The sequence below is a fragment of the Sulfurovum aggregans genome, from assembly GCF_055385215.1.
In genome coordinates, this window is sequence record NZ_AP042387.1 from 1633758 (window position 1) to 1658781 (window position 25024).

27 protein-coding genes are annotated in these 25024 nt (G+C 38.1%); 22 read left to right on the top strand and 5 right to left on the bottom strand.

The window, feature by feature from the left end:
• Positions 1-104: 104 nt before the first annotated feature.
• From ACZ48W_RS08355 to ACZ48W_RS08390, 8 genes are all read left to right on the top strand, one after another.
• Complete coding sequence (locus ACZ48W_RS08355; protein ID WP_464827889.1) at positions 105-2201, top strand: ribonucleoside triphosphate reductase; 2097 nt, start codon at positions 105-107, stop codon at positions 2199-2201.
• Positions 2195-2539 (top strand): prenylated flavin chaperone LpdD, encoded by a 345-nt coding sequence (lpdD, locus tag ACZ48W_RS08360; RefSeq protein WP_464827890.1) that lies wholly within the window; start codon positions 2195-2197, stop codon positions 2537-2539. Before ACZ48W_RS08355 ends, lpdD begins: the two co-directional genes overlap by 7 nt.
• Positions 2529-3011 carry an iron-sulfur cluster assembly scaffold protein gene (locus ACZ48W_RS08365; protein ID WP_464827891.1) on the top strand — a complete coding sequence of 161 codons (483 nt, stop codon included), beginning with the start codon at positions 2529-2531 and terminating at the stop codon, positions 3009-3011. Before lpdD ends, ACZ48W_RS08365 begins: the two co-directional genes overlap by 11 nt.
• Positions 3012-3192: 181 nt before the next feature.
• Positions 3193-3366, top strand: a complete 174-nt coding sequence (gene nrdD / locus ACZ48W_RS08370; RefSeq protein WP_464827892.1) for an anaerobic ribonucleoside-triphosphate reductase — start codon at positions 3193-3195, stop codon at positions 3364-3366.
• Positions 3335-4033, top strand: coding sequence for an anaerobic ribonucleoside-triphosphate reductase activating protein (locus ACZ48W_RS08375; protein ID WP_464827893.1), 699 nt, complete (start codon positions 3335-3337; stop codon positions 4031-4033). The genes nrdD and ACZ48W_RS08375 overlap by 32 nt, the downstream gene beginning before the upstream one ends.
• 128 nt (positions 4034-4161) lie before the next feature.
• Complete coding sequence (locus ACZ48W_RS08380; RefSeq protein WP_464827894.1) at positions 4162-5262, top strand: cytochrome D1 domain-containing protein; 1101 nt, start codon at positions 4162-4164, stop codon at positions 5260-5262.
• Positions 5263-5279: 17 nt separating this feature from the next.
• Positions 5280-5444, top strand: coding sequence for a hypothetical protein (locus ACZ48W_RS08385; RefSeq protein WP_464827895.1), 165 nt, complete (start codon positions 5280-5282; stop codon positions 5442-5444).
• Positions 5445-5489: 45 nt separating this feature from the next.
• Entirely contained in the window at positions 5490-5639 is a 150-nt protein-coding gene (locus ACZ48W_RS08390) for a hypothetical protein (protein WP_464827896.1), read from the top strand.
• On the opposite strand, the gene ACZ48W_RS08395 is transcribed toward ACZ48W_RS08390, so the two are convergent.
• From ACZ48W_RS08395 to ACZ48W_RS08405, 3 genes are all read right to left on the bottom strand, one after another.
• On the bottom strand, positions 5631-6542 hold the full coding sequence (locus tag ACZ48W_RS08395) for a glycosyl transferase (RefSeq protein WP_464827897.1): 912 nt from the start codon (positions 6540-6542) through the stop codon (positions 5631-5633). The genes ACZ48W_RS08390 and ACZ48W_RS08395 overlap by 9 nt on opposite strands.
• Entirely contained in the window at positions 6542-7555 is a 1014-nt protein-coding gene (locus ACZ48W_RS08400; protein ID WP_464827898.1) for a ribonucleotide-diphosphate reductase subunit beta, read from the bottom strand. Before ACZ48W_RS08400 ends, ACZ48W_RS08395 begins: the two co-directional genes overlap by 1 nt.
• Positions 7556-8041: 486 nt before the next feature.
• A complete protein-coding gene (locus tag ACZ48W_RS08405; RefSeq protein WP_464827899.1) occupies positions 8042-8398 on the bottom strand; it encodes a c-type cytochrome in 357 nt (118 codons plus the stop codon).
• Positions 8399-8636: 238 nt separating this feature from the next.
• Here ACZ48W_RS08405 and ACZ48W_RS08410 point away from each other — a divergent pair, with 238 nt between their 5' ends.
• Positions 8637-9722: a cytochrome-c peroxidase gene (locus ACZ48W_RS08410; protein ID WP_464827900.1), complete on the top strand. Its 1086-nt coding sequence runs from the start codon at positions 8637-8639 to the stop codon at positions 9720-9722.
• 33 nt (positions 9723-9755) lie between these two features.
• On the opposite strand, the gene ACZ48W_RS08415 is transcribed toward ACZ48W_RS08410, so the two are convergent.
• Positions 9756-10892, bottom strand: coding sequence for a multiheme c-type cytochrome (locus ACZ48W_RS08415; protein WP_464827902.1), 1137 nt, complete (start codon positions 10890-10892; stop codon positions 9756-9758).
• Between the two features lie 311 nt (positions 10893-11203).
• Between ACZ48W_RS08415 and ACZ48W_RS08420 the strand changes: the two genes are divergently transcribed.
• The 8 genes from ACZ48W_RS08420 (at position 11204) to ACZ48W_RS08455 (ending at position 18041) form a co-directional block, all read left to right on the top strand.
• A complete protein-coding gene (locus tag ACZ48W_RS08420) occupies positions 11204-11800 on the top strand; it encodes a cupredoxin domain-containing protein (RefSeq protein ID WP_464827903.1) in 597 nt (198 codons plus the stop codon).
• Complete coding sequence (locus ACZ48W_RS08425) at positions 11797-13479, top strand: cbb3-type cytochrome c oxidase subunit I (protein WP_464827904.1); 1683 nt, start codon at positions 11797-11799, stop codon at positions 13477-13479. Before ACZ48W_RS08420 ends, ACZ48W_RS08425 begins: the two co-directional genes overlap by 4 nt.
• Before the next feature lie 188 nt (positions 13480-13667).
• Complete coding sequence (locus tag ACZ48W_RS08430; protein WP_464827905.1) at positions 13668-14273, top strand: hypothetical protein; 606 nt, start codon at positions 13668-13670, stop codon at positions 14271-14273.
• Positions 14266-14766, top strand: coding sequence for a hypothetical protein (locus ACZ48W_RS08435; RefSeq protein WP_464827907.1), 501 nt, complete (start codon positions 14266-14268; stop codon positions 14764-14766). Before ACZ48W_RS08430 ends, ACZ48W_RS08435 begins: the two co-directional genes overlap by 8 nt.
• Before the next feature lie 171 nt (positions 14767-14937).
• Positions 14938-15336 (top strand): c-type cytochrome, encoded by a 399-nt coding sequence (locus tag ACZ48W_RS08440; RefSeq protein WP_464827908.1) that lies wholly within the window; start codon positions 14938-14940, stop codon positions 15334-15336.
• Positions 15336-16466, top strand: a complete 1131-nt coding sequence (locus tag ACZ48W_RS08445) for a radical SAM protein (protein ID WP_464827909.1) — start codon at positions 15336-15338, stop codon at positions 16464-16466. The genes ACZ48W_RS08440 and ACZ48W_RS08445 overlap by 1 nt, the downstream gene beginning before the upstream one ends.
• Positions 16466-17200, top strand: coding sequence for a uroporphyrinogen-III C-methyltransferase (gene cobA / locus ACZ48W_RS08450; protein WP_464827911.1), 735 nt, complete (start codon positions 16466-16468; stop codon positions 17198-17200). Before ACZ48W_RS08445 ends, cobA begins: the two co-directional genes overlap by 1 nt.
• Before the next feature lie 139 nt (positions 17201-17339).
• Positions 17340-18041: a Crp/Fnr family transcriptional regulator gene (locus ACZ48W_RS08455; RefSeq protein WP_464827912.1), complete on the top strand. Its 702-nt coding sequence runs from the start codon at positions 17340-17342 to the stop codon at positions 18039-18041.
• 33 nt (positions 18042-18074) lie between these two features.
• Here the strand turns inward: ACZ48W_RS08455 and ahbA are convergent, their stop codons facing one another.
• Positions 18075-19094: a siroheme decarboxylase subunit alpha gene (gene ahbA / locus ACZ48W_RS08460; protein WP_464827914.1), complete on the bottom strand. Its 1020-nt coding sequence runs from the start codon at positions 19092-19094 to the stop codon at positions 18075-18077.
• A 186-nt stretch (positions 19095-19280) separates the two neighbouring features.
• Here ahbA and ACZ48W_RS08465 point away from each other — a divergent pair, with 186 nt between their 5' ends.
• From ACZ48W_RS08465 to napA, 5 genes are all read left to right on the top strand, one after another.
• Positions 19281-19850: a precorrin-2 dehydrogenase/sirohydrochlorin ferrochelatase family protein gene (locus ACZ48W_RS08465; protein ID WP_464827915.1), complete on the top strand. Its 570-nt coding sequence runs from the start codon at positions 19281-19283 to the stop codon at positions 19848-19850.
• 130 nt (positions 19851-19980) lie between these two features.
• The gene (locus ACZ48W_RS08470) at positions 19981-20322 is read left to right on the top strand and encodes a hypothetical protein (RefSeq protein ID WP_464827917.1); all 342 of its coding nucleotides are present in this window, start codon (positions 19981-19983) and stop codon (positions 20320-20322) included.
• Between the two features lie 6 nt (positions 20323-20328).
• Complete coding sequence (locus ACZ48W_RS08475; protein WP_464827918.1) at positions 20329-21564, top strand: hypothetical protein; 1236 nt, start codon at positions 20329-20331, stop codon at positions 21562-21564.
• A 75-nt stretch (positions 21565-21639) separates the two neighbouring features.
• On the top strand, positions 21640-21948 hold the full coding sequence (locus ACZ48W_RS08480) for a metal-sulfur cluster assembly factor (RefSeq protein ID WP_464827920.1): 309 nt from the start codon (positions 21640-21642) through the stop codon (positions 21946-21948).
• Between the two features lie 257 nt (positions 21949-22205).
• The gene (gene napA, locus ACZ48W_RS08485) at positions 22206-25022 is read left to right on the top strand and encodes a nitrate reductase catalytic subunit NapA (protein WP_464827921.1); all 2817 of its coding nucleotides are present in this window, start codon (positions 22206-22208) and stop codon (positions 25020-25022) included.
• Positions 25023-25024: the final 2 nt, after the last annotated feature.

Consider the following 25024-nt stretch of genomic DNA (forward strand, 5'->3'; position numbering starts at 1 on the left):
AATAAAACATTGACATAAATAATCTTTGATTTATTGACAGTTGTCAAAGCATTTTTGAACAGTTTTTATTATAATGCTGGATAGTTAAATATGGAGTAACATATATGGTAAAAACGATTATAAAAAGAGATGGAAGTTCTCAGAAATTTGTACCTTTCAAAATAGAAGATGCGATTAAAAAAGCATTTAAAAGTGAAGCGAAAGCCTATGATAAGAGTGTCTTTTCAGAGCTAATGGATACTATCAAAAACAAAGATGAGATCAGTGTCGAAGAGATTCAGGATATCATAGAAAAAGTTTTGTATGAACATCAGCATTTTGAAGTGATGAAGTCATTTATGCTCTACCGCCATATGCACAAGATCCAAAGAGAACATATCCTGGGACTGGATGAAGATACAACCTATATCAATTCGACACAAACCATCAAAGAGTATATCGATAAAGCTGACTGGAGGATCAAGGCCAATTCCAATACAGGCTATTCCAATGCCGGACTTGTCAATAATACAGCAGGCAAAGTGATCGCCAACTTCTGGCTGGATACGATCTACTCCAAAGAAGAGGGTTATGCACACAGGGATGGGGATTATCACATCCATGACCTGGATTGTTTGACCGGATATTGTGCAGGATGGAGCCTGCGAGTGCTTTTGGATGAAGGGTTTAACGGTGTGCGAGGAAGAGTAGAGAGTAGAGCACCTAATCATTTCAGGGAAGCACTGGGACAGATGGCAAATTTTCTGGGTATTTTGCAGAGTGAATGGGCAGGAGCACAGGCATTTTCTTCCTTTGATACGTATTTGGCACCTTATGTGTTTAAAGACAGACTTTCGTTTGATGAGATTAAAAAAGCAATAAGAAGCTTTGTGTACAATCTCAATGTCCCGGCACGATGGGGACAAAGTCCTTTTACCAATATTACCATCGATTGGACGGTTCCTGCTGATCTGAAAGATCAGATACCGACACGAAATCAGCAACATCTTTTTCATGGATTGGATGATGAAGATCTATTGAAGCGTGCCAAAGAGAGAGATGAAGATATTCACTCTCTGGAGAGTATGACCTATCACTATTTTCAGCCTGAAATGAATCTTATCAACAAAGCTTACTATGAAGTAATGACGGAAGGTGACAAGAGTGGGCAGCCATTTACTTTTCCTATTCCTACGGTAAATATCACCGAAGATTTTGACTGGTATGGAGAAAATACGGATATTCTTTTTGAAAATACGGCAAAAATAGGATCTTCCTATTTTCAAAACTTTATAGGCAGTCAGTATGTGAGAAATGAAAAGGGGGAACTGATACCCAATGAAGAGGCATATAAACCTGGGCATGTGCGAAGTATGTGCTGTAGGCTGCAGTTGGACCTTCGTGAACTTCTCAAAAGAGGTGGAGGGCTGTTTGGAAGTGCTGAAATGACAGGAAGTATCGGTGTTGTGACGATCAATATGGCAAGATTGGGATATCTCTATGCAGGAGATGAAGAGAAGCTTTTTGCAAGGCTTGCCAAACTCATGGAGTATGCCTACTCAACACTTGAGAAAAAAAGAATTTTTATCCAGGAGATGTATGATAGAGGACTTTTCCCCTATACGGCAAGGTATCTTCCCGGGTTTAACAATCACTTCTCAACTATCGGTGTCAACGGGATGAATGAGATGATACGAAATTTTTCTCATGATAAGCATACGATAGCCGATACATTTGGAAAAGAGATGGCTATGAGGATCCTGGACTTTATGAGAGATCAGCTCAAAGATTTCCAGGAACGATCAGGGAACCTTTATAACCTTGAAGCAACACCGGCAGAGGGTACAACCTACCGATTTGCAAGAGAAGATATCAAAAGATATCCGGATATCATACAGGCTGGGACCGAAGAGAACAACTACTATACCAACTCTTCCCAGATCCCTGTATTCTATACGGATGACCCTTTTGAAGCGTTAACTCTGCAAGATGATCTGCAGTGTAAATATACAGGCGGAACGGTATTGCACCTGTATATGAGAGAGAAGATCAGTTCTGCAGAAGCAGCCAGAAAATTGGTGAGAAATGTCATTAGTAATTTTAGACTACCCTATATTACGGTGACACCCACCTTTTCCATTTGTGAAAAACATGGCTATCTTTCCGGGGAATATGAGTATTGCCCCAAATGTGATGAAGAGATTTTAAGAGAAGCATGTTGATGATCAGTGCAGGTGAAGGACGGTATATCGTTTCATTAGAATGTCATAAGATAGGCAAGGATAGGCTTGTCATCATCACAGGCGGAGAGGAGAAGCATATTGGTTCGGCAACATTGATAGAAGAGAAAGGCCGCTTGCAAACGATAAGTAAGAGAGGGCACAAGGATCATATCATCTCAGAGAGAATGGCAAACATTATTTATGATAAAATAGGAAAGGATCTTTTGGTGATTTGCGGTATTCATATAGATGATGCCAGTAAAGAGGAGATCGATATTCTGATTGATAATACACAAAGGTGTGTAAATATTTTTTTAAAGGAAACAGATGATCAATGAAGCAGATCTTAGGGCACATGGCTACAATGTGACCAGAGAACAGACAATAGTGTTAAATGAGCACTATCATGATCCAAAGAACCGTTGGGCATTGAAAGAATACAATGCCAGAGGTATAGGCAGAAATCCGGACAATTACGGACAGGTCGATATGTATCTCCTGGTGAATGAGAGTGAGGAGATAGAAAATGTTGGATATGAGTTTAACGGTTGTCCGACCATTGCTTTTTCTGCCTCAATATTTACAGAAGAGATAAAGGGGCTTTCTTTGGAGGAAGCTTTTCATATGACACAGACATCTTTAGATGAGATGGCTGCCAAAGATAATTGTGAAGAGTGTACAGCGATGATCCTGGTAGCATTTGCAGCTGCCTATGAAAACTATCAAAACAGACAAAAGAGTATTGATGAAGAATATGCTTTAAAAATGATAGAGACAACCTTGCAGTATTCACAACAATCTTGTGGATAGAAAAATATATCAACTCAAAAACTGGGTTAAAGATGAAGCTTTTACGAGAAATCATTTAGTGATTTCCTGTATCAGCCTGTTGAGCTAGAAGTGAGAGGCACCCAAGGGTATTTCCTACGGGCAATTGAAGAGGAGCTTTGCTTCTCTTCAAGGAGACATATTTAATAAAAAAGGAGATAAAATGAATCAAAATGAAATACTGGAAAAGTTAAAAGAGAAAAGAACAAAGTGTATTGTTTATACAAGGGTGATGGGATACCATAGACCGGTTGAAAGTTTTAATATCGGTAAAAAAGGCGAGCATCAAGAGAGAAAGTTTTTTCTTGAAAAAGCATCACGAACCAATGCCGCTTAAACCTATATATGACATTACTCCCTTTACCGCCTTGGATTACCCTGATCACCTGGCGACTATTTTTTGGTTTGTCAAGTGTAATATGCGCTGTGTGTATTGTTATAATAAGGATATTGTATTTGGAGAGGGAAAGATAAGCCAAGAGGAGGCATTGGATTTTTTAGATAGTAGAACAGGGCTCCTTGAAGCGGTGGTTTTGTCCGGAGGAGAAGCTACACTTTATGATGGCCTGCCAGAGTTATGTCGAAAGATCAAGCAGAAAAAATTTAAAATAAAACTGGATACCAATGGATTGACCCCAGATATGATCCAAATGTTGGTAGAAAAGAGTCTGGTTGATTATATTGCACTTGACTATAAAGCACCCAAAGAGAAGTTTCTTTCTATAACAAAAGATAAACATTTCGACCGTTTTTCAAAGACACTGAATTTTTTAATCAAAACACAGTTTCCCTTTGAGGTAAGAACAACGGTTCATAGTGATCTGTTAAGAGTGGAAGAAATTAACAGGATCGTTAAAGACCTGATAAAAAGAGGGTATAAGGGTACTTACTATTTACAGCCGTTTGTCTTTACTGATAATACAATCGGAAGAGTAAAAGAGGAAACGAACCCTTTTGTCAGATCGCTTCTTTCTACTGAGTTGAAAATTGTTTGGAGAGAGTAGGAAAAGAATCGTAACCGAATGCAACTCCAACCAATGAAAGAAGTATACTTTATTCAAAATTGATATTGCTCAACACAGTTGTTATAGAGTTTTTAGTACAATAGAACAAGTTTTTTAAAAGGATTTTAATGAGATCGATACTATCACTGTTGTTATTAGGAAGCATACTGTTTGCCGGAACACCAAGTGCAAGCGAGAAACTTTTCGTTGTGGAGCGGGAGAGTGCATCAATTGCAATTATTAACAAAGGTTTGACGAAGTCGCATATGGAAAATATGCATAATATGAACCATGGGATTATCAAATTTGATGGTGCGGATGGGTATCTGATAAGCCGTGATGGTTATGTAGTACGTTTTGACCCTGTTACAGAAAAGATATTAAATGAGTATAAAACATCTAAAAGTGCCATCGGGTTTGTTATAGGAAAAAATTATGTGGCTGTGGCAAACTATGATGATAAATCCGTTGACATCCTTACTCGAGATCTTAAACCTATTGACAAAATAGTCACAGGTTCTAAAAATGTAGGGATCAAAATCTATAAAGATATGATTATCTTTGCTCAGATGGACAGTGACAAGGTCACAGTACTTAAAGATGAAAACAAAGGTAAAGGATCGCCGAAATTCAAGATATTCAAAGAGTTCAAAGTAGGGCAGATGCCTTTTGATGCTATGATCAAAGATAATACCTACATTGTAGGGTTTTTCCTTACCAAAGCGTTTGGGGTTATTGATCTGGACAAGATGGAATTTTCAGAGATCAAAGTCACAGCAAAAGACAATAAACCTGTATTGAAAGTACCGCATTTCGGTTTTTGGAGTCTCAGTGAAGATAGAACATTCATCCCTGCTGTAGGTGATAATGCTGTAATGGTCTATGATAATAAATTTAATTTTATCAAAAATATCGAGATGCAGGGGTTACCGGTATTTACAGCACTTAGTCCGGATAAGAAGTACTTGGCAGTGACATTTTCAGGTAAAGATTTCCCTACGATTCAGATAGTTGATACGAAAACTTTGAAGATCATTGAAACCTTTAAATTTAACGGAAAAGTACTGCATGTGCGCTGGTCAAATGTAGACGACTATCTTTATGTTTCTGTGAATGATGCCAATCAGGTGGATGTCATCAATACCAAAGAGTGGTTTCTGGAGAGAGAGATCTTTCAGATCAAAGCACCATCAGGGATATTCATCTATCCCTTGAATGAAAAAAAATAGCCAAGTTACAGCAGCCTTTGAAATTCATACTGTTCTGGCTGTTTCCTCTTATTGTTTCAGCCAATTATCTACATTGGCTGGGAGACTATGATACTGCATTGCAACAGGCACATAAAGAAGATAAACTACTTTTAAGTGCTCGTTGTAAAAAAAGACTCTTCAGAGTGCAACACTGTTATTAAAAATCAATTTATGAATCAATCTTATATTGAACGGATGAAGGGAGCTTGAATTATCCTGTAGAGATGTACTACACCACTATATTTCCTACACTCTTTTTTGTAGATAGCAGCAAAGAGTTATTTTTAAGGGAACCTCTTTATGGTGATGAGATAAAAGAAGAGATTTTAAAGAAGATCATATCAACATTACAGTGATCTACGGATCATTGCATAACCCTCTTCAATACTCTCTCCCTTACCTGTTAAAAAAAGAATAACGGCAGCATTTAGCTGTGCGAGTTTATCTAATTCATTACTTGGATTTTCTATAAGCGATAAAGAATTCTCTAACGTGATACGCTCCGTAGATTTTTTATAATCAATCCCGAACTCTTTCGGATCAATTTTTATTTCCGTGATTTCATTATTTTCTACAATGGTAATAGCACATTTTGAAAATATTTCCGGTGTACCTTCATTCCCTTTGATGATGATGAGTCTCTTATATCGGTTTTTAAAAAGTTTGATGTATTTCTCTACAAAGGGTTTATGAAATGCTCCGATAATGGCAGTGTCGCTCTGTGTAATATTCAGCAATTTTTCTATCGTGTTGAATGATGATCTTAGACCCAGTTTCTCTCTTATGGTACTGAATTCATACAGTTCCGGAAAATACTCGCTTCTGTCAAAATAATGGATATTGGAAGGCAGAGGAGTATTATTGCATATCTCTTTGAGGGGGGTTCCCTCTTTTGCAGGTTGCAGCAGCCCGCCATGTAAAGAGAAGTGAATATCAAAATTCTGCAGATATTTTGCTGTAAGAGGAAAGAGATAAGGATTTTTGACTTTGCCGTCATAAGGGTATCCAAACTCTATCGAGTTGGGAAGTGGAGTGTGTCTGATAAACTCATCAAATACCTCTATGGCTCCGGAAAACTCTTCTATACTTTCCCCTTTGACTCTCCAACCTAGTAGGAAGGCAGCAACTTGTTCAGGCAGTACTTCTTTTTTTAAAAAAGCACGTATTACGATCTTCATTTCATCTTTTGTAAGATCACGGTTACGTTTAGGACCTGTGCCGATACACTTCAGGTAAGGGAGGAACTCTTTACTTGTCATTAAAAATCATTTAGATCGATGCTTGATTTTGCATAGTTTGAGACATTACTCTCAAAGAAATTACTTTTGACTTCATTCATCTCCAAATGTTTGGTGACCAGTTTTTGCAGATAGGTTGTAGCACTCTCTTCAAAGATCGGGTTAAGTCCTATCTTTTTGAGTCTGTCATTTGCATAGTTGTAGACTGTCTGTTCCATAAGTTCAGGGGTCACACCCATAATAGGAAATTGATCCAACAGGTATCTTCCGTATTCCAACTCGATCTTCACGGCATCTTCGATCATCGTATAGACAGTATTCATGGTGCTGGTAGCGATCTTGTTCTCTTTTTGGATGGTTTTGAAGATATTTGCAAAGAGAGGCAGATGGGTGTTGAGCTCATCTCTGGCAATGAATTTAATCATATCTCTGGCTCCGGGAACTTTGTCTCCCAGCAGGTAGATGTAAGAGAAACCTAACAGAAAATAGATACCTTCTAGGTTCACGCTTGCCATGGCACTTAAGAGCATTTTATCGGCAGAACCACCGTCTATATATCGTGCGAACTGTTCTGCAACCTGTTGGTTCTTACGATTCAGTGCAGCATCATATTTGTAGAGGTTGAAGACTTCATCAGAGTTGCCACAGGCATCAAGCAGTACAGCATAACTCTTAGAATGGTTCACCTCCTGCATGATTTGCAGGGAGATGACAGACTTGACAAGGCGGTTATTTGCCAGTCTTCTAAAGTCACTGAGGTACTCCTCCTGTGCGGAGTCATTGAAACTCAGTTGTGCAAATGTCATTTTGTAGATGGACTGTTCATTGTCGGTCAGTTTGTCGAAATTCTTTTTCTCAGAGCTGGTATTGACTTCGGACGGGAACCATGTATTGGCATTCATAAGGTCATAGATATTGCTGTCCCATCTGTATTTGGAACGGTTGAAATCAACGAATCCTGTAGGTGAACCACCAAAGATCTTTTCATCCAGGATCTCTTCACCCTTGGGATTATAGTAGTGTTTTACATCCATTATATTCTCCTAATATTTAGTCTGTTATTTTACCTTTTTATTTTTCCAAAACAGTTGACGCTTATCAAGGTAGATACTTATCAATACTGTTTTTGCAGGGTTTGATTATACTATAAGTATGTAAAACAATCAAAAAACAGTTCTTGATCACAGGAAGCAGCAGGGGAATGGACAGAGCTAGGGCAGTCTATTTGGTGCAGCAGGGGTTTTTATGCTTTTTATTGCAGATTTTATCCATCCTACGACAATTCAGGAATTGGTATATTTTTGTACCACTAATGCATCCAAATTGAAAAAGTCTTTAAGAAAGTCTATCAGATAATGCTCTATTGCTATGTACAAAAAACTTCGTTTGGAAGAAGAAAACCCCTTACTTAAAAAAGGGAATATGACCATAGGGAAAATCGCCAAAAAGATAGGATATAGACCAAGGGTATTTTTCAAAACGGTTTTTTGCTACTTACGGGGATGTATCCTACAGCATTATTAAAGCTTCCCTGAAAGATCGGTTTTTTTCTTTATCATCCATTTTTTGAAAGGCTGTAGAGAGTCTATATAGTCTGCTACATCTTCAAATTCTTTATCTTCCAGGGGGAGTGTAGGCATGGCGTTGGCACTGTATCCAAACTTTTCATAAAAAGAGTAAGGATCTTTTGCATATGCTGCTATCTCTTTTTTTGTTTTAGTATAGGAGACGATGTTGAAATCCGGGCCCATGGCTCTCCCTCCGTTAACCGTATGACATATAGCACAGTTTGCAGCGTATACTGCTTTTCCGTTTTCTATATCTGCCAGTAGGTTTGTAGCTGTTAAGTATGCTAATAAAATTGTAATTTGTTTCATGAAAAATCCTTTGTATGGTTTTAATTAGGATAAAAATACTCCTAATTAATTCTAGACGAAATATAACGGAATAGTTTTCATAATTTCTTGATCAAAATCAATAATCAGATAAAATTACTCTGATTTAAAATATTATGTTGTTTTGAGTGGGGGAAAACCTTTTTGTTCTCAAGATCTATTGATTACTTTTATCTATTCATATATACTAGAGTTATAGAATGTAAAATAGGAGATATAAATGAAAAAATGGATTCATCCTGTAACTATCACAATATTAGTTGTAACATTTATACTGTTATTGCCATTTTTATTACCCCAGAGGGCTGTTCCTGAGTTCAGTGATGAGGCGTTGCGACAAGCAGCACTCTCACGTGATATGTCTCCTGTACCTACAACCTACGAAGCACTATTGAAAGTAGTGAATAATCCTGAAAATCCTATGAGTAAAGAAAAGATAGCATTGGGTAAAAAGCTATTTTTTGACACTATATTATCAAAAGATAAGAGTATCAGTTGTGCCTCTTGTCATAATTTGGAAGAGGGTGGAGATGATAATCTTCCTACGGCCATAGGGTATCAAGGGCAAGCAAATCCTTTTCATCTGAACTCTCCTACAGTACTTAATGCAGCTTTGGCACAAGCTCAGTTCTGGGATGGAAGAGCTAAAGATGTAGAGGAACAGGCAGGTGGACCTGTACAAGCCCCTTTTGAGATGCATATGACTCCCAAAGAAGTGGAGCAAAGGCTAAATCAAAAGAGTGAGTATGTTGAGAAGTTTAAAGCACTCTTTTCCGAAGAGAAGATCACTTTTGAAAATGTACGAAAAGCTATCGGTGCTTATGAGAGAACACTGCTTACCAGAGGAACATATGATAGATTCTTAGAAGGTGACAATGATGCGATAAGTTCACAAGCAAAAAGAGGAATGACACTCTTCATCACTAAAGGATGTAAAGGGTGTCATACTGGTATGAGTGTAGGTGGACAGAGTATGCAGAAGTTCCCGCTTAGAAACTATCTTTCAGATTTTGTGGGGATGATATTTGAGCCAGATCTGAAGATCAAAGAGAGTCCATTTCCTTTTGCAAACAAGGGTGGGTTTTTAGGTCGAGACGGTACACTAAAGTTTAGAGTACCTATCTTACGTAATATCACCAAAACAGCCCCTTATTTCCATAACGGCTCCATAGAGAAGTTAGAAGAGGCTGTACGTATCATGAGTAAGTATCAGATAGGGAATGAGTTCACACCTGAGCAGATAGATGATGTGGTAGCATTTCTGAAAACACTTGAAGGGGAGTTGGTAGACTATAAAATAGAGTAGGGACAAGGCAATGTCTTGTCCCTAAATCCAAAATTAAATCGTAAATCTCTTTTTAGTCAGTACGATAAAGTCGGTTGCACTCTTATCTGTAATATTAAGCTTCTTGGCTGCTTTTGGATTTACAACATAGTATCCGAACTTCACTATCACCGTATCGCCTTTTTGGAGTGGTGTATTATACTTTACCGTACGTGTTTCATGTGCTTTGATAGATGTATCAGAGATGACGGCATCTGCTAACCATGGCATAGATGGTTTTCCGTCAGTTCCGATAACTCTTGCAAAAGATTCTGTTTTAAGTTCGATGACTTTACCTTCTCTCTCTATACTTACCCTTAACTGGTTGAGTCTTAAAGGTTGAGGGAAAAGGGTGTGAGTGGCTTCATTTTTAATATTTACATCAAATCCATTTCCTTTTTTTCCCAGAGACAGTTTGATATATTTTGAAAGTATGGTTGGTGTAGAACCATGGATGCTGTGGCCGTGAAAAGCGTGTGTTGCACTCTCTTTTTGGTTAGCAAGTGATCCTTTGACCTTAGGCATATGGCAACTTACACAAGTCTCTTTGGAATCTCCCTGTTTTACTTCAAGGTCACAGACTGCAAAGCCTTTGCTATTTTGTTTGTGAGAGTGACACCCCATACAAGAATCTCCATTATAGTAGCCTTCATTACTATAGTCAATATCATGATACGGAGAACCGGTCTTTTTGGTAAACATACCAAAGAAAATACTCTCTTCCTTAAATACAACTTTAGTACCTTTCTTTGCCTGATCAGCTGAGAAGAAATATTTCTTTTTAGAGGTGAGTATATTTTTGTTGGCTTTAGTATGCTTCTCAACACTCTCTATCTTATGGCACTGCTGACATGAAATTGGTTCGTTTTGTTGTATTGGATTATCAGAGAGTTTACTTTTCCCGGTGATCAACTGATGATCGGACGGTGTGTGACACTTTGCACATTTATAGTTTCCTTTTTGTTTGGCAGGGTGTTTGTCCCACACGGCTTTATGGATGGGATCTTTGAAGACGGAGGACTTACTGTGTATAGAGTTTTGATACTCCTGGTAAATGACGGGATGACAGGTTTTGCAGGTAGTGTTCTCCAGTGCAGCATATGTTTGTGTTGATGCTACCGATAGCAGCAGAAAAGTTATCCAGTTTTTCATAGATACGGCCTTTTTATGTTTTTTTCTTGTTTATAAGCTATTTCTTTAACCTTATCTTATAATTATTATAATTTAAGAATTGTATTTAAATAGGAGTAATTTTATCTTGATTTAAATCAAGCTTCTTTTTATCTAAAAAAAACAAGTTGCTGAATTATTATACAATAGACTTTAAAAGATATAGTTATCTGCTCAAATGTGATTAATATTTAATCAATATTCTATAACTACTCTTGATTTAAATCAATTTTTAATGTGTAAAATAGTTTAGAATTATAAGTTGAAAATATTTTTATCATAAGGAGAGGAAAATGACATTTTCAAACTCAATAGAGTTGTTGGCGTTTCATAATGTAGCTTATACTATTTATGCTCTACTGATTATTTCAGTCATTGCATGGTTTGGTTATAATCTTACAAAAAAAGAAGCAAAATCAGTTGTGCGGATACCGTTTTATGCTTATATCGCATTTTTGGTTGCAGGAGGGGTGGGGCACCATATTTTTACCTACAATACCATTCCCTGGGTATCAGAGGATATTACACGGCATGAAATAACCCCTGATGCAACCTATAAGTTTACAATAGAAAAACATAAGTGGACACTTCCACAAAAAAAGATCACAGTCCAATGTGAACAGAAGATCCTTTTTGATGTGGTGAGTAAAGATTTGGTGTACGGATTTGGTCTTTTTAGACAGGATGGTACTTTAGTGATGCAGATGCAGGTCAACCCAGGCAGTAGCAATGACCTTTTATGGACATTCAACCATAATGGTGTGTTCGATCTGACATCAACGGAGTATTCAGGACCGGGTCAATATAGTGAAGATGGAAAAACAGATCTGATGAAAGTACATAACTTTGTTGAAGTTATCGGATGTAAAAAAGGGGGAGGTAAAAAATGAGTTTTACAGATAATTTAATTAATGGGACAAATTTTAACCATACAAGCTTAAATGCACTGCAGAAAGTGACGCTTAGAGCGGTTGTGATGTCTTTTCTCTTCTTTGGGTTGGCATCAGTTGAAGGTATGATCATGCGTATGGTCTCCACAGGACCGGTTAACCCACTACCTGAAATGTTCTCTCAACCAGAACATTATTTTTCGATTATGACCGTACACCCAATTATAGGTATTTTTGGTTCAACCTACCAGCTGGTCTTTGCTGCATTTATGTTCCTGGTGCCTTTTTTGACTAAAAAACCTTTATATAGTGTAAAATTGGCTAACTTTGTTTGGCTAATGATTACTATCGGTTCCGCATTAGCATGGATAGCTGCATTTGTATGGCAGTATGCACCGCTTTATACACTCTACTGGCCTCTACCTGCAGATACTGAACAGTTTCAGCTTATTGGCGGAATAGTATTTATTCTGGGAGTTGCTTTGATCATGATCGGTACATTCGGATTTATCTATAATATCTATGCCACGATCTTTGCCAGAGTCGGTGTACATAAAGACAAAACAACCAAAGAGCTTTTGATCTCTGGTTTTGGTATTGACGGAATGTTGAACCTGTGGAATAAACTCAGAGGAAAACAGCCATACAGTAAAGAGCCTGCTCTTGCGCTTCCTGTTGTTGCGATCTTCCGTGGTACGGTCGATACATTCCTGGATGCAGTGGTAATTTTGGGCGCAGGTCTTCTGGTACTTGTCTATTTGATCTTTGATGCAAGCGGGGCACCCCTTAATGTTGCGACCATTGATTCCCTGCTCTATAAAAATTTCTTCTGGTGGGGACTTGACCTTGTTGCAGATGGATTGGTTCTTATTTATGTAGCCGGTTCCTGGTATCTTTTGGCAACGTTGATCACAGGTCAAAAGCTCTTTATGGAGAACGTGGCTAGAGCAGCACTTATGTTAGAGCTTCTTGTTTCCTGGATGGTATGGTCCCACCACCTGCTAGCTGATCAGGGACAACCCGAAATGATGAAATTGATCTCCGGTGAGATGGTAACAGCATTTGAGCTTCTTACTCAAGGACTCGCACTCTTTATTACACTTGTAACACTATGGAAAGCAAGACCGCTTAAAATGACGATGGAGCTCAAGTATCTTCTTGGTGGTCTGGTTGGATTTGGTCTGGCAATTCCTGCTGCGATCATTCAGGCAGATATGGGTATGAACAGAATACTTCATAATACACAGTGGATCATTATGGCACACGTGCATATTGCATTGATCGTTGGTCTTTACATGACACTTTACAGTGCATTGTATGTGCTCTGGCCATTGGTTACGAACAATACGAAAATGTATTCCGGTAAACTTTCAAATGCACACTTCTGGCTTTTCCTTATCGGTGGTATCGGTATGGGTGCATTTGCTGGTATGGCCGGGCTTGACGGTATGCTTAGAAGACACCTCTATATTAATGGTGAGTTTAATACTCTTATGTTGCTGGCAGCCGCTTGTGGGGCAATGATTTTAGTGGCATGGCTAATCTTCCTCTTTAACATTATTATGTCAGTAGGGCTTAAAGGATTGATCGGTATTTTCCTGCCTGCAAAAGATCAAACAGCTTCTTATGGATTGGATGAAGAATTGGAACCTGCAAAGGATCCTGAGTTTGCATCATAAAGTACAGGGGGGGAGTCCCCTCTGCTGTCTGTATCCATGTTATGGAGAATGGGAATAATCATGTTGATTTACCCCTGTCAAACAAATTAAATCCTCCATTATAATAATTTTATGTGCTATGCCATAAATATTTAATTTGTTTAACAGTGTTAAGTCTATATAGAACAGTAATAATTAAAGGATAGATATTGATTCATCTCAAACGTGTTGCACTTGAAATCAAAACAGTTGGTTTATATGATCTTATTTTGCAGGATATACATAACATTACCGGTAAAAAGAGAGTCAGTGAAGATGATATCCTGGAGGTCATGGAAAAATATCCTCAAATACTGGAGGATTACAAGCAGACGAATGTAGAATATAATATCAGTAATATCCATATAAAAGATATAGATATAGAAAATCTGGAAGAATCTTGTCAGGCAAGAGCACAGAAGATCAATGAAAATTTAAAAAATCTGAGAGAGATAGAGAAATATACTCTTGATTTTGAACAGAGTTCTACCTTGGTGATCATATTTTCTATAGAGTTCTTTGTGCTGTTTTCTGTACAGTATTTCATTGTCCTTCTTGATCTTAAAGAGTGGCAGTGGTGGATCTATGGTGTTTTTGCGCTCTCTATTGTGGTTGCATGGTGGTATGCGAGAAAAGAGCGAAAAAAGTATGATATAAATAGTAAACTGTTTGAAGAACAGTATGAAGAGACTTTAGGGTTGATCGAAAAGCTTGAAGAGGATGGCTGTATCAAAAAGTCTGATCTGATCATTGCTGAGTGTGAAGAACATGTTTGACACGGTAACGATTCATTATACTTGGGATAAAGAGACTTTTTTAAAAGCGAGCCATGCGGCATATAAGTATGAGATGAAACATTCACCTAAACGTTTCCTGGGATGGATCTTTATTGTAATGACACAGTTCTCTGTGGTTGCCGCTATGAAAAAAGAGGCTGTAGGGTTTCTTCTTATCTCTACCTTCTTAACCGTCTATTGGTATTTTCTAAGATGGCCGATGCGGAAAGCAATGTTAAGTAAAAGTTTTGATGCTATTCCAGATGCAGACCATACCTTTCACATCACTGCTTCGGAAGAGGGGCTGATCATAGACGGGCATATGACACCATGGAAGAATATTTTGGAAGTGGTCTCGCTGGAAGAGGGATATCTTCTCTATCATGGTGATACATTTGTGTTCTTCCCTGTGTACGCATTTAAAGATTTAGAAGAAAAAAACAGATTTGCCACTTTGGCCAAAGAAAAAGTAAAACATTACCAAAGGGGTTAACATGGCATATGTCTATATGAGTATCATCATTGTGTTTCTTATCGGGATTATCGCTGTTGCTGTGACTATGGATAAAGATGATATGGAAAAGTAACATGTTTCTTGTCCTAAATCAAGTCTCTAATATCAAAAAATTGTTATCATCTTTCTATTATATTAAGGATGAACAGTATGAAAAAAATAATAGTTACTTTTTTTGTCATCTTAACACTCTCTTCTTTACTGCAGGCAGAGAGTGGGAAAAAGGTATTTGAAACCTACTGTTGGGGGTGTCATCACCAAACAGCAGTAGCATTTGGGCCTCCTTTTTCAGAGATCGCTTCCAAGAGAACTGCTGAAGAGATACAGGGAATGATCACTGATCCTGCTTCTGTTGCTAAAGTATTCGGATACAAACGCAATGCTATGCCGGCATTTAAATTGACTCCGGAGGAGCTTAAAGCTATCACTGACTATATCTTATCATTTAAACCTGCAGAGACCAAAGAAACAAATACAAGCAAAGAGCATAATGGTACGATAGTGGAAGAACCTTATCCCAACATTGCAGTCAACAAGGAGAATAAATAATGTTTAGACTTTCTAATCTTTTAAAGTCAGTTACCGAGGGAAGACCTGCACGTGTATTGGATGGAAGTATTGCCATTTGGAATTTTACCAATCGTTGTAACCTCTCCTGTTTGCATTGTTATTCCAAGGCAGATCTGGATGCAGTGGATACGCTTACTACAGAGAATATTATGGAGACACTTCCAAAGCTTAAAGCCAATGGAGTGAAATTTCTTATCTTTTCCGGAGGAGAGCCTCTTACACGAAAAGACCTGTTTGATATTGCAGCACGTTGTAAAGAGTTGGGTATCGTTACATATCTTTCAACCAATGGACTTTATGTCAAGCGGAGTAATGCAGAAAAAATTCTTGATACTTTTGACTATATTGGTATCAGTATTGATGGCAGCCCTGATGTGCATGATGCATTTCGCGGACTTAAAGGTTCATTTGTTGAGTCCATGAAAGCAGTTGATCTGCTGAACAGTTTTGGAAAGACCAAAGTAGGTATTCGTTTTACCATTACTAAAGATACCTATGATGACTTGAAATTTATTTTTGAACTTGCAGAAAAACATAATATTCCAAAAGTTTACATCTCACATCTTGTCTACAGTGGGAGAGGACTTGAAAACTTAGAGATGGATCTGACTAAAGAGCAGCGTATCGCTGCAGTGAACTACATCTTGGATAAAGCGTTTGAGTACCATGAGACTAACAGAGATATAGAGATAGTCACGGGTAATATGGAGATGGATGCGATCTTGTTTTATGATAGATTTGTTCAAAAGTATCCGGAACATGCTGAAGAGATGAAGTCAAGACTGATCGCTTGGGGAGGGAACAGTGCAGGACGAAAACTACTGAACATAGACAGTGGAGGGTTTGTGAAGCCGGATCCATTCTTTCCGGTCAAGATAGGTAATATACTCACTCAGGATTTTTCAGATATTTGGACGAATGAACCAACGGAACTGTTACGGAAACTACGTCTGCATCCTAGAGAATTGAGTGGAAAATGTGAAGCGTGTCAGTATTTGAATATCTGTAATGGTGGTTCAAGAAGTAGAGCATATGCAATATATGGAGATATGTGGGCAGAAGATCCTTCCTGTTATTTAACAGAAGAACAAACAAAAGGGATGAATTAATGGGAAAAGTATATTTAACAGGGGCAGGTCCGGGAGATATTGACCTTTTGACCGTAAAAGCATTACGGGTAGTAAAGCAGGCAGATGTGATCATTTATGATAGACTTGCAAATCCGGATATATTGGCAGAGGCAAAAGATGGGTGTGAGTTTGTTTATGTAGGTAAAGAAGACTCTCATCATACACTTCCTCAAGAAGAGATCAATGAAGTGATCTATCAAAATGCTTTGAAGTATGAAAATGTTGTACGTCTCAAAGGAGGGGACCCTTTTGTTTTCGGACGTGGAGGTGAAGAGGGAATATACTTGTATGAACGTAATATCAAGTTTGAGTTCATTCCTGGTATTACCTCCGCCATAGCGGTACCTGAATATGCAGGTATCCCTGTAACACATCGTGGGGTAACCGTTTCATTCAGGGTAGTAACAGGTCATGAATCGAGCAAGAAAGACCATTCTCAGATCCCTTGGGAGAACTATAAGACAGATGATACCATTGTCTTTTTAATGGGACTGCATCGTCTTGAGAAAATTACAAAAAAACTCATTGAGATAGGTAAACCTAAAGACCATCCTATCGCAGTGATTAGCCGTGGGACACGTCCTGATGAAAAAACAGTTGTAGGCACACTGGAAGATATTTATGAAAAAGCAAAAGATCTGCCTACGCCAGCACTCATTGTGGTAGGGGAGGTTGTGAAACTAAGAGAACAATTAAGTTGGTTCGAGAAATAATATAAACAAATAGTTAAATATTTTATTTTATTTTTTAAGTTATTTATAGTTAAAATATGGCTATTATCGAATAGTTATAGGAGAGATTTTATCTTTTGTACTGTATAGTACGTCTCTTATATATGAAAGAGGTATAGTAATGTTTAAACTTGAAGAGATACCAATGTTCTCTGCATTGACTGAGTCCCATCTTAAAGAACTCTATGATCAAACCCATGTTAAACATTTTACCAAAGACAGTATTGTTTTTTATGAGGGTGATGAGAGTGAGTATCTGCATATTTTGTTAGAGGGAAGTATTAAACTCTATAAAACCACACCTAAAGGGACACAGATACAGATTAATCGTCTTAATGCTCCAGCACTTATTGGAGAATATGCCTGTTTTGAACATCAGCCTTTTCCTGCAACCTGTGAATTTGTAACAGATGGTTCGATGGGACTGCTTCCTTTTGAAATGGTCTATAAACATTTGAATAATCCGGATTTTTCATTAGAGATCATCAAATCACTCACGGGGAAAGTAAGCCTGCTCTCTGCATTGGTACATAAAGAGACAGTGCTCTCTTCAGAAGCAAAAGTGGCTGATCTGATGACACAAAAACTTGCACTGTTTCAGAGGCTAAAAAACAATGAGATCGCTTCCATGCTTAATCTCACCCCTGAAACCTTTTCACGCATTATGACAAAGTTCAAAAAAGAGGGCATTATCTCAGTAGAAAGTCATACTGTGACTATACTCAAAGAAGAAGCACTCTATAGTATTATTGAGACAAATACGATGAAAGATTGTACCAACTGTATTGCTCAGTTTAAAGAGCAGATCGGGTGTAAAGACTAAAATAGGGAGCATTTAGCAGGGAGAAAGGAGCAGTTAAGACAAAAGCTGCAAAATTTTACCTGCTACCTGCTCTTCCCACACTTCAAACGCATCATTAAAATAAACCAGTCTTTGTTTTTTAAATTCTACAGTAGAGTAAAGTTTTCCATACTCTGTCAAACCGCTCTCTTTTGCCATCTCTTCGATGAGGGTATCACACTCTTCCTGGGTTTTGGCATGCACCATGGCAAAGAGATTATAGGGCCAGTTAGGGTAGCTTGGTCTAAGGTAGCAGTGGCTTACAGCCGAGAAGCTTGCCATTTCTTGACCTATCTCTTCACCTTTATCTTCCGGTACAGCCCAAACACTCATCGCATTGGCACCAAACCCGGCTTTTCTGTGGTTTAAGATAGTTGCGAAACGGCGCATGACACCGCTCTCTTTAAGTGTGTTGGCTATCTCAAAAAACTGTTCATAAGAGAGTTCCAATTTTTCAGTTGCTGCCTTAAATGGTTCTGGAGTTATATCTATATCTTTTTGTAACTCTTTAATTACAGAGATATGTAAAGGAGTAAGTTCTATCTCTTTATGGGCTACCTTTTTGACTTTCTCTTTTTTAGCTCTTTTACCAGTGGTATCCATCTTTACGGAGATCTTGAACATCTTAAGTGTAGGCAGTGTAATGGCATCCTCGGCACCTGTTCTTTCTTTGAGTATATTAATGGTTTTTTCCAGTCCAAGCTTGGAGTCTGGAGCTACAGCCATCGTAAACCAGATGTTATAGTCATGGTTACGTAAGTAGTTATGGCTCACCCCTGGATGTTGGTTGATGATATCGGCTGCTTGATCTACTTTGTCTTCAGGCACTTTAAATGCAATCAATGAGGATTTGTAGCCTAATCTTTTAGTATCAAAGATAGCAGAAGTTTGTCGGATGATTTTTTCATCCTTGAGTTTTTGTACGGCAGAGAGTATTTCATCTTCTGTGGTGTCCAGTTCTTTGGCTAAAATTTTAAAAGGTCTTTGTGTCATAGGAAAGGCATTTTGCATTTGAAAGAGTAGTTCGTTTTCCATATAGTATAGCTCCAGTTAAATATAGTAGACTTCTTTCTAAACGATTTATTTTTTGACTCCGTTTTGAAAGAAGTTTAGTGATTCTAGATTATAGTTAATCATAGTTTATCAAAGATTGATACATATCAAAGCTATTATGTTAAACTTTTGTTATATTAAATCTAACAATCGACATAAAGGAACAGAATGTCTTTTTTTCCCATGTATATGGATATGCAAAATCTCAAAGTTTTAGTGGTTGGCGGTGGGTTTATTGCTACTGAAAAACTTGAAAAACTGCTTGATTTTACCAAAGAGATTACTGTGATTGCGAGCGAAGTAAGTTCTGAAGCTCATATGCTTATCAAAGAACACTCTTTAACGCTTTACCAAAGAGCTTACAAGGTAGGAGATATAGAAGGTTTTGATATCGTCATTGTTGCAACAGACACCGTAGAACTTCATAAAGCGATTTACGAAGAGTCAAGAGGAAGCAGGATTTTGGTCAACAGTGTGGACAATACAGACTACTGTGATTTTATTTTTCCTTCATATATACAGAAAGGTGATCTGACCATTGCTTTCTCTACAGGAGGTGCGTCCCCTGCATTTGCAAAGCAGATACGCCGACATTTTGAAAAGATCATTCCGGACAGTGTTGGGGAGTTTCTAGAAAAGATGAAGTCTTTACGTTCCACTATACCTAAAGGTAAAGAGCGCATGAAGTATTTTGATACATTGGTTGAGGAGTATTTTAGAAAACATTTTAAATCGTAATAACATCATTCTGAACTTAATTCAGGACAACGGAAGTAAATTTTTGACACAATTTAATATAATCTTGATATAAGTCAAGTTTATCTTAAACATAAGTCATTACAATAATAAAAATTAAATAGGAGAGAATATGTCTGAGTTAAACAAAGAAGCCATAGAAGTAGCCGGGGCAACGGTCCCATTTTTTACGTATACATTAGGAGAAAATCAAGTTTTTGAGTTTGATACTTCAAAATGTGGACCGCCGGATCCGATGGTTAATGCCATGGCAGGATTAAAGCTTGTCGATGGTTCCAATAAAAAGCTGGTGATGATCAATCATAAATCCCCGGGTGGATTACTTGCTAAGATCGATGATAATTATGATGTGGAAAGCGAAGATCTTGAAGATGGTCGTGTAAAACTTACTTTTTCTTATAAAGCAGGAGAGAGTGAAAAAGCTGACCTTAGCCAAAACTCTTGTGATGGTTGATAGTTGATGAATCCGATCTCTAGAGATTTTGCACCACCTCTTAACCTTATTGCCCCTTTCTTCCGATTCGGGGTGATCTTTTATCTTCTTTCAATGCTGGCACTACTTTTTTTCAAACCAACCTTTAGTTATCAACAGATGGATGTAGCAGGATGGATTCACCTCTTTTTGTTAGGCTTCGTAATGATGATTATTTTTGGAGCTATGGCACAGCTTATTCCTGTGGTACTTGAAGTAGGGCATGTGGTTGTAGATGTTTACTATGTTATATTGCCTCTATTGGGATTAGGTACAGTGGTGATGGTTTTTGGTTTTTGGTTAATGCCTACACTTCTCCCTTATGGTGGATTATTGGTACTTACATCTATGATTGTCTTTGCCTTTGAGAATATGGCTACGCTCAAAAATACGAAGCTCAAAACACTTACGGTAGATACTGTTTTATGGAGTAACGGATATCTGTTATTGGGTATCCTCACAGGTTTTGCACTTGCTTTGGGCTTGAGTGGTGATTTGGGTATCAATGTTTCTCTGATGCTCAAAGCCCATGTTTATGCTGTGCTTGGTGGATATGTGGTACTAACTATTATGGGATTGTCTTTAACGCTCATACCGATGTTTTCACTCGCACATGGTTTTGATGAAACAGCAGTGAAGAGAGCATTTAAGTTGGTTATAAGTGCAGTACCTATGGTTTTTGCAGGTGCACTTTTGGACTTGGAATGGCTTATGGGATTAGGGTATACCGTGAGTTTCGTCGGGATATTTTTCTATATTTGGCAGATTTATATCATCGCTAAACTCACCGTACGTAAAGAGTTGGATGTTTGGGCAAAATCAATGATCTTTGCTTTTGTAACACTCATACTCTCTATAGTGTTGGCACTACTCTATTTTTTTACAGATAAGCAAACTGTTCTACATGCTTCAGTATGGTTTTTGCTTTTGGGGTTTGTTTCCTCATTTATCACAGGCCATCTCTATAAGATCGTTCCTTTCTTAGTATGGTTTGAACGCTTTGCTCCACTGGTTGGTAAAGAGAAAGTACCGATGCTTCATGAGATGTACTCCAAAGAGGGTGCGAGCATGATGTTTGGGTTTACATCAGCAGGTGTGATGTTTAGTGGGTTTGGACTGCTTTTTGAAAGTGATATTTTGTTTAAAGCAGGAGCTAGCTTCTTATTGACAGGAGCTATTTTCCTCTATATTACGATGAAGAAAATGTTGGCTTATGGAGAGTAAATAAGGAAGTGGAGACTTCAGTCCTACCTACAAATAGTATAAAGAGTTAAATTCTAAAATAATAAGGAAACAAAAATGTGTAGTATTTCAAAAGAGAATGTATTTGATGCGATCAGTACAGTGATCGATCCTGAAGTGGGCTTTAACCTGGTTGAAATGGGACTGATTTATGATGCAATCATAGATGAAAAGTGTAATGTGCATGTAGTAATGACACTCTCTACACAGGGATGCCCTCTACACCAGATGATCACACAATGGGTACGTGAAGCAGTAGAACGTATAGAAGATGTAGGTATGGTTGAAGTAGAAGTGGTGTGGGAACCTGCTTGGAATATTTCTATGGCAGATGACAATGTAAAAAAAGCTTTGGGCGGGATGTAAAATCTCGTCAGCATATATTAAATGGGAGTTTTAAACTCCTATTTTCATCAACAAAATTTAATTATATTTTTTACTTCATTTTTATAATTTATCTAAGACATTTTTACTCCAAATTAAACTGTTACCCATTTGTTCGATTTATAACATTATTCACTTTTCTTGATCTAAATCATCTTTTATATTGACCTCCCTATGCTAAACTATATACGTTGTTATATATGGTATAACTAAAAAAATTAATTTACGGAGGAAGTAATATGGCTTTAAATAGAAGAGAATTTCTTAAAAGTGCAGCGGCAGCATCTGCAGCTAGTGCAGTGGGAATTGCTGTTCCATCTAGTCTGAATGCAGCAGCAACTGATGCACAGAAAGAGTGGAGATGGGATAAAGCAGCTTGTCGTTTCTGTGGTACGGGTTGTGGTATCATGCTTGCAACCAAAGGTGGTAAGATCGTAGCGGTTAAGGGTGACCCTGCAGCACCGGTAAACAGAGGTCTTAACTGTATTAAGGGTTACTTTAATGCGAAGATCATGTATGGTGCGGATAGACTTAAAACACCACTTCTAAGAATGAATGACAAAGGTGAGTTCGATAAACACGGTAAATTTAAACCTGTAAGTTGGGAAAGAGCTTTCGATGAGATGGAAAAACATGCTAAAAAAGCACTTAAGGCAAGTGGTCCTGAAGGTGTAGCAGTATTTGCATCGGGTCAATATACCGTTATGGAAGGGTATGCAGCTCAGAAAATGATGAAGGGTGGATTCAGATCAAACGCTATCGATCCAAATGCTAGACACTGTATGGCATCTGCGGTTGTTGGTTTCTACCAAACGTTTGGTGTGGATGAGCCATCAGGTTGTTATGATGATATCGAGATTACAGATACGATCGTTACTTGGGGTTCAAATATGGCAGAAATGCACCCAATCCTCTGGTCAAGAGTATCAGATAGAAAACTCTCAAATCCAGATAAAGTAAAAATTGTTAACATCCAAACCTATACACATAGAACGTGTGATATTGGTGATATCAACATTATCTTCTCCCCAAGTACAGACCTTGCTATCTGGAACTATGTCGCTCATGAGATCGTTTATAATCATCCAGAAGCTATTGATTGGGATTTCATTAAAAAGAACATCGTCTTTACAGCAGGACCGGTAAACATCGGTTACGGTATGAGAAGAGCAGGTGAGAAATCACTTAAAGACGGTAAATATACTAAACTTGAGATGGAAACTATCAGTAAAGAGATGGAAACAACAGTTTCAGCTAAAGAAGCACCGGCACTTGAACCATACGGGTATAAAGAGGGTGACAAGATGAAACACACTCCTGGTACACTCAAGCACTGGCACATCTCATTTGAAGAGTACAAAAAATCTCTTGCACCATTCACACTTGACTATGTAGCCAAGATCGCTAAAGGTGATCCAAATGAGGATATTGAAGAGTTTAAGAAAAAACTTCAAGGTTTAGCCGATCTTTATATTGAAAAAGGAAGAAAAGTAGTTTCATTCTGGACAATGGGTATGAACCAACACACTAGAGGTACTTGGGTAAATACACTCTCTTACAATGTTCACTTCCTGCTTAACAAACAAGCACTTCCAGGAAATGGAGCGTTCTCACTTACAGGACAGCCATCTGCATGTGGTACAGCTAGAGAAGTAGGTACATTCTGTCACAGACTTCCAGCAGATATGATGGTGAAAAACCCTAAGCATAGAGCAATCGTTGAGAAAAAATGGAAAGTTCCGGCAGGTACACTGAATCCGGTAGGAAATCAGCACATTATGAAGATCCATAGAGATATTGAAGATGGTGTAGTGAAGTTTGCATGGGTCAATGTATGTAACGCTTACCAAGATTCTGCGAGTGCTTCTCATTGGATCAAGGCTGCAAGAGAGATGGATAACTTCATTGTAACTTCAGATGGCTACCCAGGTATCTCAGCAAAAGTATCAGACCTTGTACTGCCATCAGCGATGATCTATGAAAAATGGGGTGCATACGGAAATGCAGAGAGAAGAACACAACACTGGAGACAACAAGTACTTCCTGTAGGTGATGCTATGTCAGATACATGGCAGTGGATTGAGTTCTCTAAAAGATTTACAGTTAAAGATCTTTGGGGAGAGTACACACTTAGAAATGGTAAAAAACTTCCAAATGTTATTGCTGATGCTAAGAAAATGGGTTACAATGAAAATACAACTATGTATGAGATTTTATATGCAAATGACAGAGCTAAAAAGTATAAAGTTGATTTAACCAAGTTCCCTCAAAAAGGCTATGACAATTCAGAGTGTATAGGTGACAGCAGAAATGTGAAAGGTTCAGACGGAAAAGTCTTTAAAGGGTATGGATTTATGATCCATGAATACCTCTTTGAAGAGTATGCATTCTTTGGTAGAGGTCATGGACATGACTTGGCACCATTTGAAGTGTATCACAAAGTAAGAGGACTTAAGTGGCCTGTAGTTGACGGTAAAGAGACGCAGTGGAGATTTAATGTAAAATACGATCCGTATGCAGCAAAAGCAGTGAAAGCATCCGGTAGCGGAAGTACACATGCATTCTATGGTCCATTGGCGAAAAACCTTCTCCAAGGTACCTTGACCGGTCCGGATAAAAAACTAGGTAAAAAAGCATTGAAAAACAAAGCGAAGATCTTTGCTAGACCTTACATGGATCCACCGGAAATGCCAGATGCAAATTATGATACCTGGTTATGTACAGGTCGTGTACTTGAACATTGGCATAGTGGTACGATGACGATGAGAGTTCCTGAGCTATTTAGAGCGGTTCCTGAAGCACTTTGTTATATGCATCCGGCAGATGCAAAAGCAAAAGGTCTCAAAAGAGGTGAACTCTGTTGGGTAGAATCAAGAAGAGGCAAAGTCAAAGCAAGAGTTGAGACCAGAGGTAGAAACAGACCTGCTCAAGGCTTGGTATTTGTACCTTGGTTTGATGAAAAAGTATTTATCAACAAAGTATGTCTCGATGCTACTTGTCCGATGTCTAAACAGACAGACTACAAGAAGTGTGCAGTTAAGATCTATAAGGCGTAACT

Excerpts from the sequence above, each read along its gene's own strand:
- ACZ48W_RS08355 (WP_464827889.1), top strand. The coding sequence starts at position 105 with ATGGTAAAAACGATTATAAAAAGAGATGGAAGTTCTCAGAAATTTGTA.
- lpdD (WP_464827890.1), top strand. The coding sequence starts at position 2,195 with ATGTTGATGATCAGTGCAGGTGAAGGACGGTATATCGTTTCATTAGAA.
- ACZ48W_RS08365 (WP_464827891.1), top strand. The coding sequence starts at position 2,529 with ATGATCAATGAAGCAGATCTTAGGGCACATGGCTACAATGTGACCAGA.
- nrdD (WP_464827892.1), top strand. The coding sequence starts at position 3,193 with ATGAATCAAAATGAAATACTGGAAAAGTTAAAAGAGAAAAGAACAAAG.
- ACZ48W_RS08380 (WP_464827894.1), top strand. The coding sequence starts at position 4,162 with ATGAGATCGATACTATCACTGTTGTTATTAGGAAGCATACTGTTTGCC.
- ACZ48W_RS08395 (WP_464827897.1), bottom strand. The coding sequence starts at position 6,542 with ATGACAAGTAAAGAGTTCCTCCCTTACCTGAAGTGTATCGGCACAGGT.
- ACZ48W_RS08400 (WP_464827898.1), bottom strand. The coding sequence starts at position 7,555 with ATGGATGTAAAACACTACTATAATCCCAAGGGTGAAGAGATCCTGGAT.
- ACZ48W_RS08405 (WP_464827899.1), bottom strand. The coding sequence starts at position 8,398 with ATGAAACAAATTACAATTTTATTAGCATACTTAACAGCTACAAACCTA.
- ACZ48W_RS08410 (WP_464827900.1), top strand. The coding sequence starts at position 8,637 with ATGAAAAAATGGATTCATCCTGTAACTATCACAATATTAGTTGTAACA.
- ACZ48W_RS08415 (WP_464827902.1), bottom strand. The coding sequence starts at position 10,892 with ATGAAAAACTGGATAACTTTTCTGCTGCTATCGGTAGCATCAACACAA.
- ACZ48W_RS08420 (WP_464827903.1), top strand. The coding sequence starts at position 11,204 with ATGACATTTTCAAACTCAATAGAGTTGTTGGCGTTTCATAATGTAGCT.
- ACZ48W_RS08425 (WP_464827904.1), top strand. The coding sequence starts at position 11,797 with ATGAGTTTTACAGATAATTTAATTAATGGGACAAATTTTAACCATACA.
- ACZ48W_RS08435 (WP_464827907.1), top strand. The coding sequence starts at position 14,266 with ATGTTTGACACGGTAACGATTCATTATACTTGGGATAAAGAGACTTTT.
- ACZ48W_RS08440 (WP_464827908.1), top strand. The coding sequence starts at position 14,938 with ATGAAAAAAATAATAGTTACTTTTTTTGTCATCTTAACACTCTCTTCT.
- ACZ48W_RS08445 (WP_464827909.1), top strand. The coding sequence starts at position 15,336 with ATGTTTAGACTTTCTAATCTTTTAAAGTCAGTTACCGAGGGAAGACCT.
- cobA (WP_464827911.1), top strand. The coding sequence starts at position 16,466 with ATGGGAAAAGTATATTTAACAGGGGCAGGTCCGGGAGATATTGACCTT.
- ACZ48W_RS08455 (WP_464827912.1), top strand. The coding sequence starts at position 17,340 with ATGTTTAAACTTGAAGAGATACCAATGTTCTCTGCATTGACTGAGTCC.
- ahbA (WP_464827914.1), bottom strand. The coding sequence starts at position 19,094 with ATGGAAAACGAACTACTCTTTCAAATGCAAAATGCCTTTCCTATGACA.
- ACZ48W_RS08465 (WP_464827915.1), top strand. The coding sequence starts at position 19,281 with ATGTCTTTTTTTCCCATGTATATGGATATGCAAAATCTCAAAGTTTTA.
- ACZ48W_RS08470 (WP_464827917.1), top strand. The coding sequence starts at position 19,981 with ATGTCTGAGTTAAACAAAGAAGCCATAGAAGTAGCCGGGGCAACGGTC.
- ACZ48W_RS08475 (WP_464827918.1), top strand. The coding sequence starts at position 20,329 with ATGAATCCGATCTCTAGAGATTTTGCACCACCTCTTAACCTTATTGCC.
- ACZ48W_RS08480 (WP_464827920.1), top strand. The coding sequence starts at position 21,640 with ATGTGTAGTATTTCAAAAGAGAATGTATTTGATGCGATCAGTACAGTG.
- napA (WP_464827921.1), top strand. The coding sequence starts at position 22,206 with ATGGCTTTAAATAGAAGAGAATTTCTTAAAAGTGCAGCGGCAGCATCT.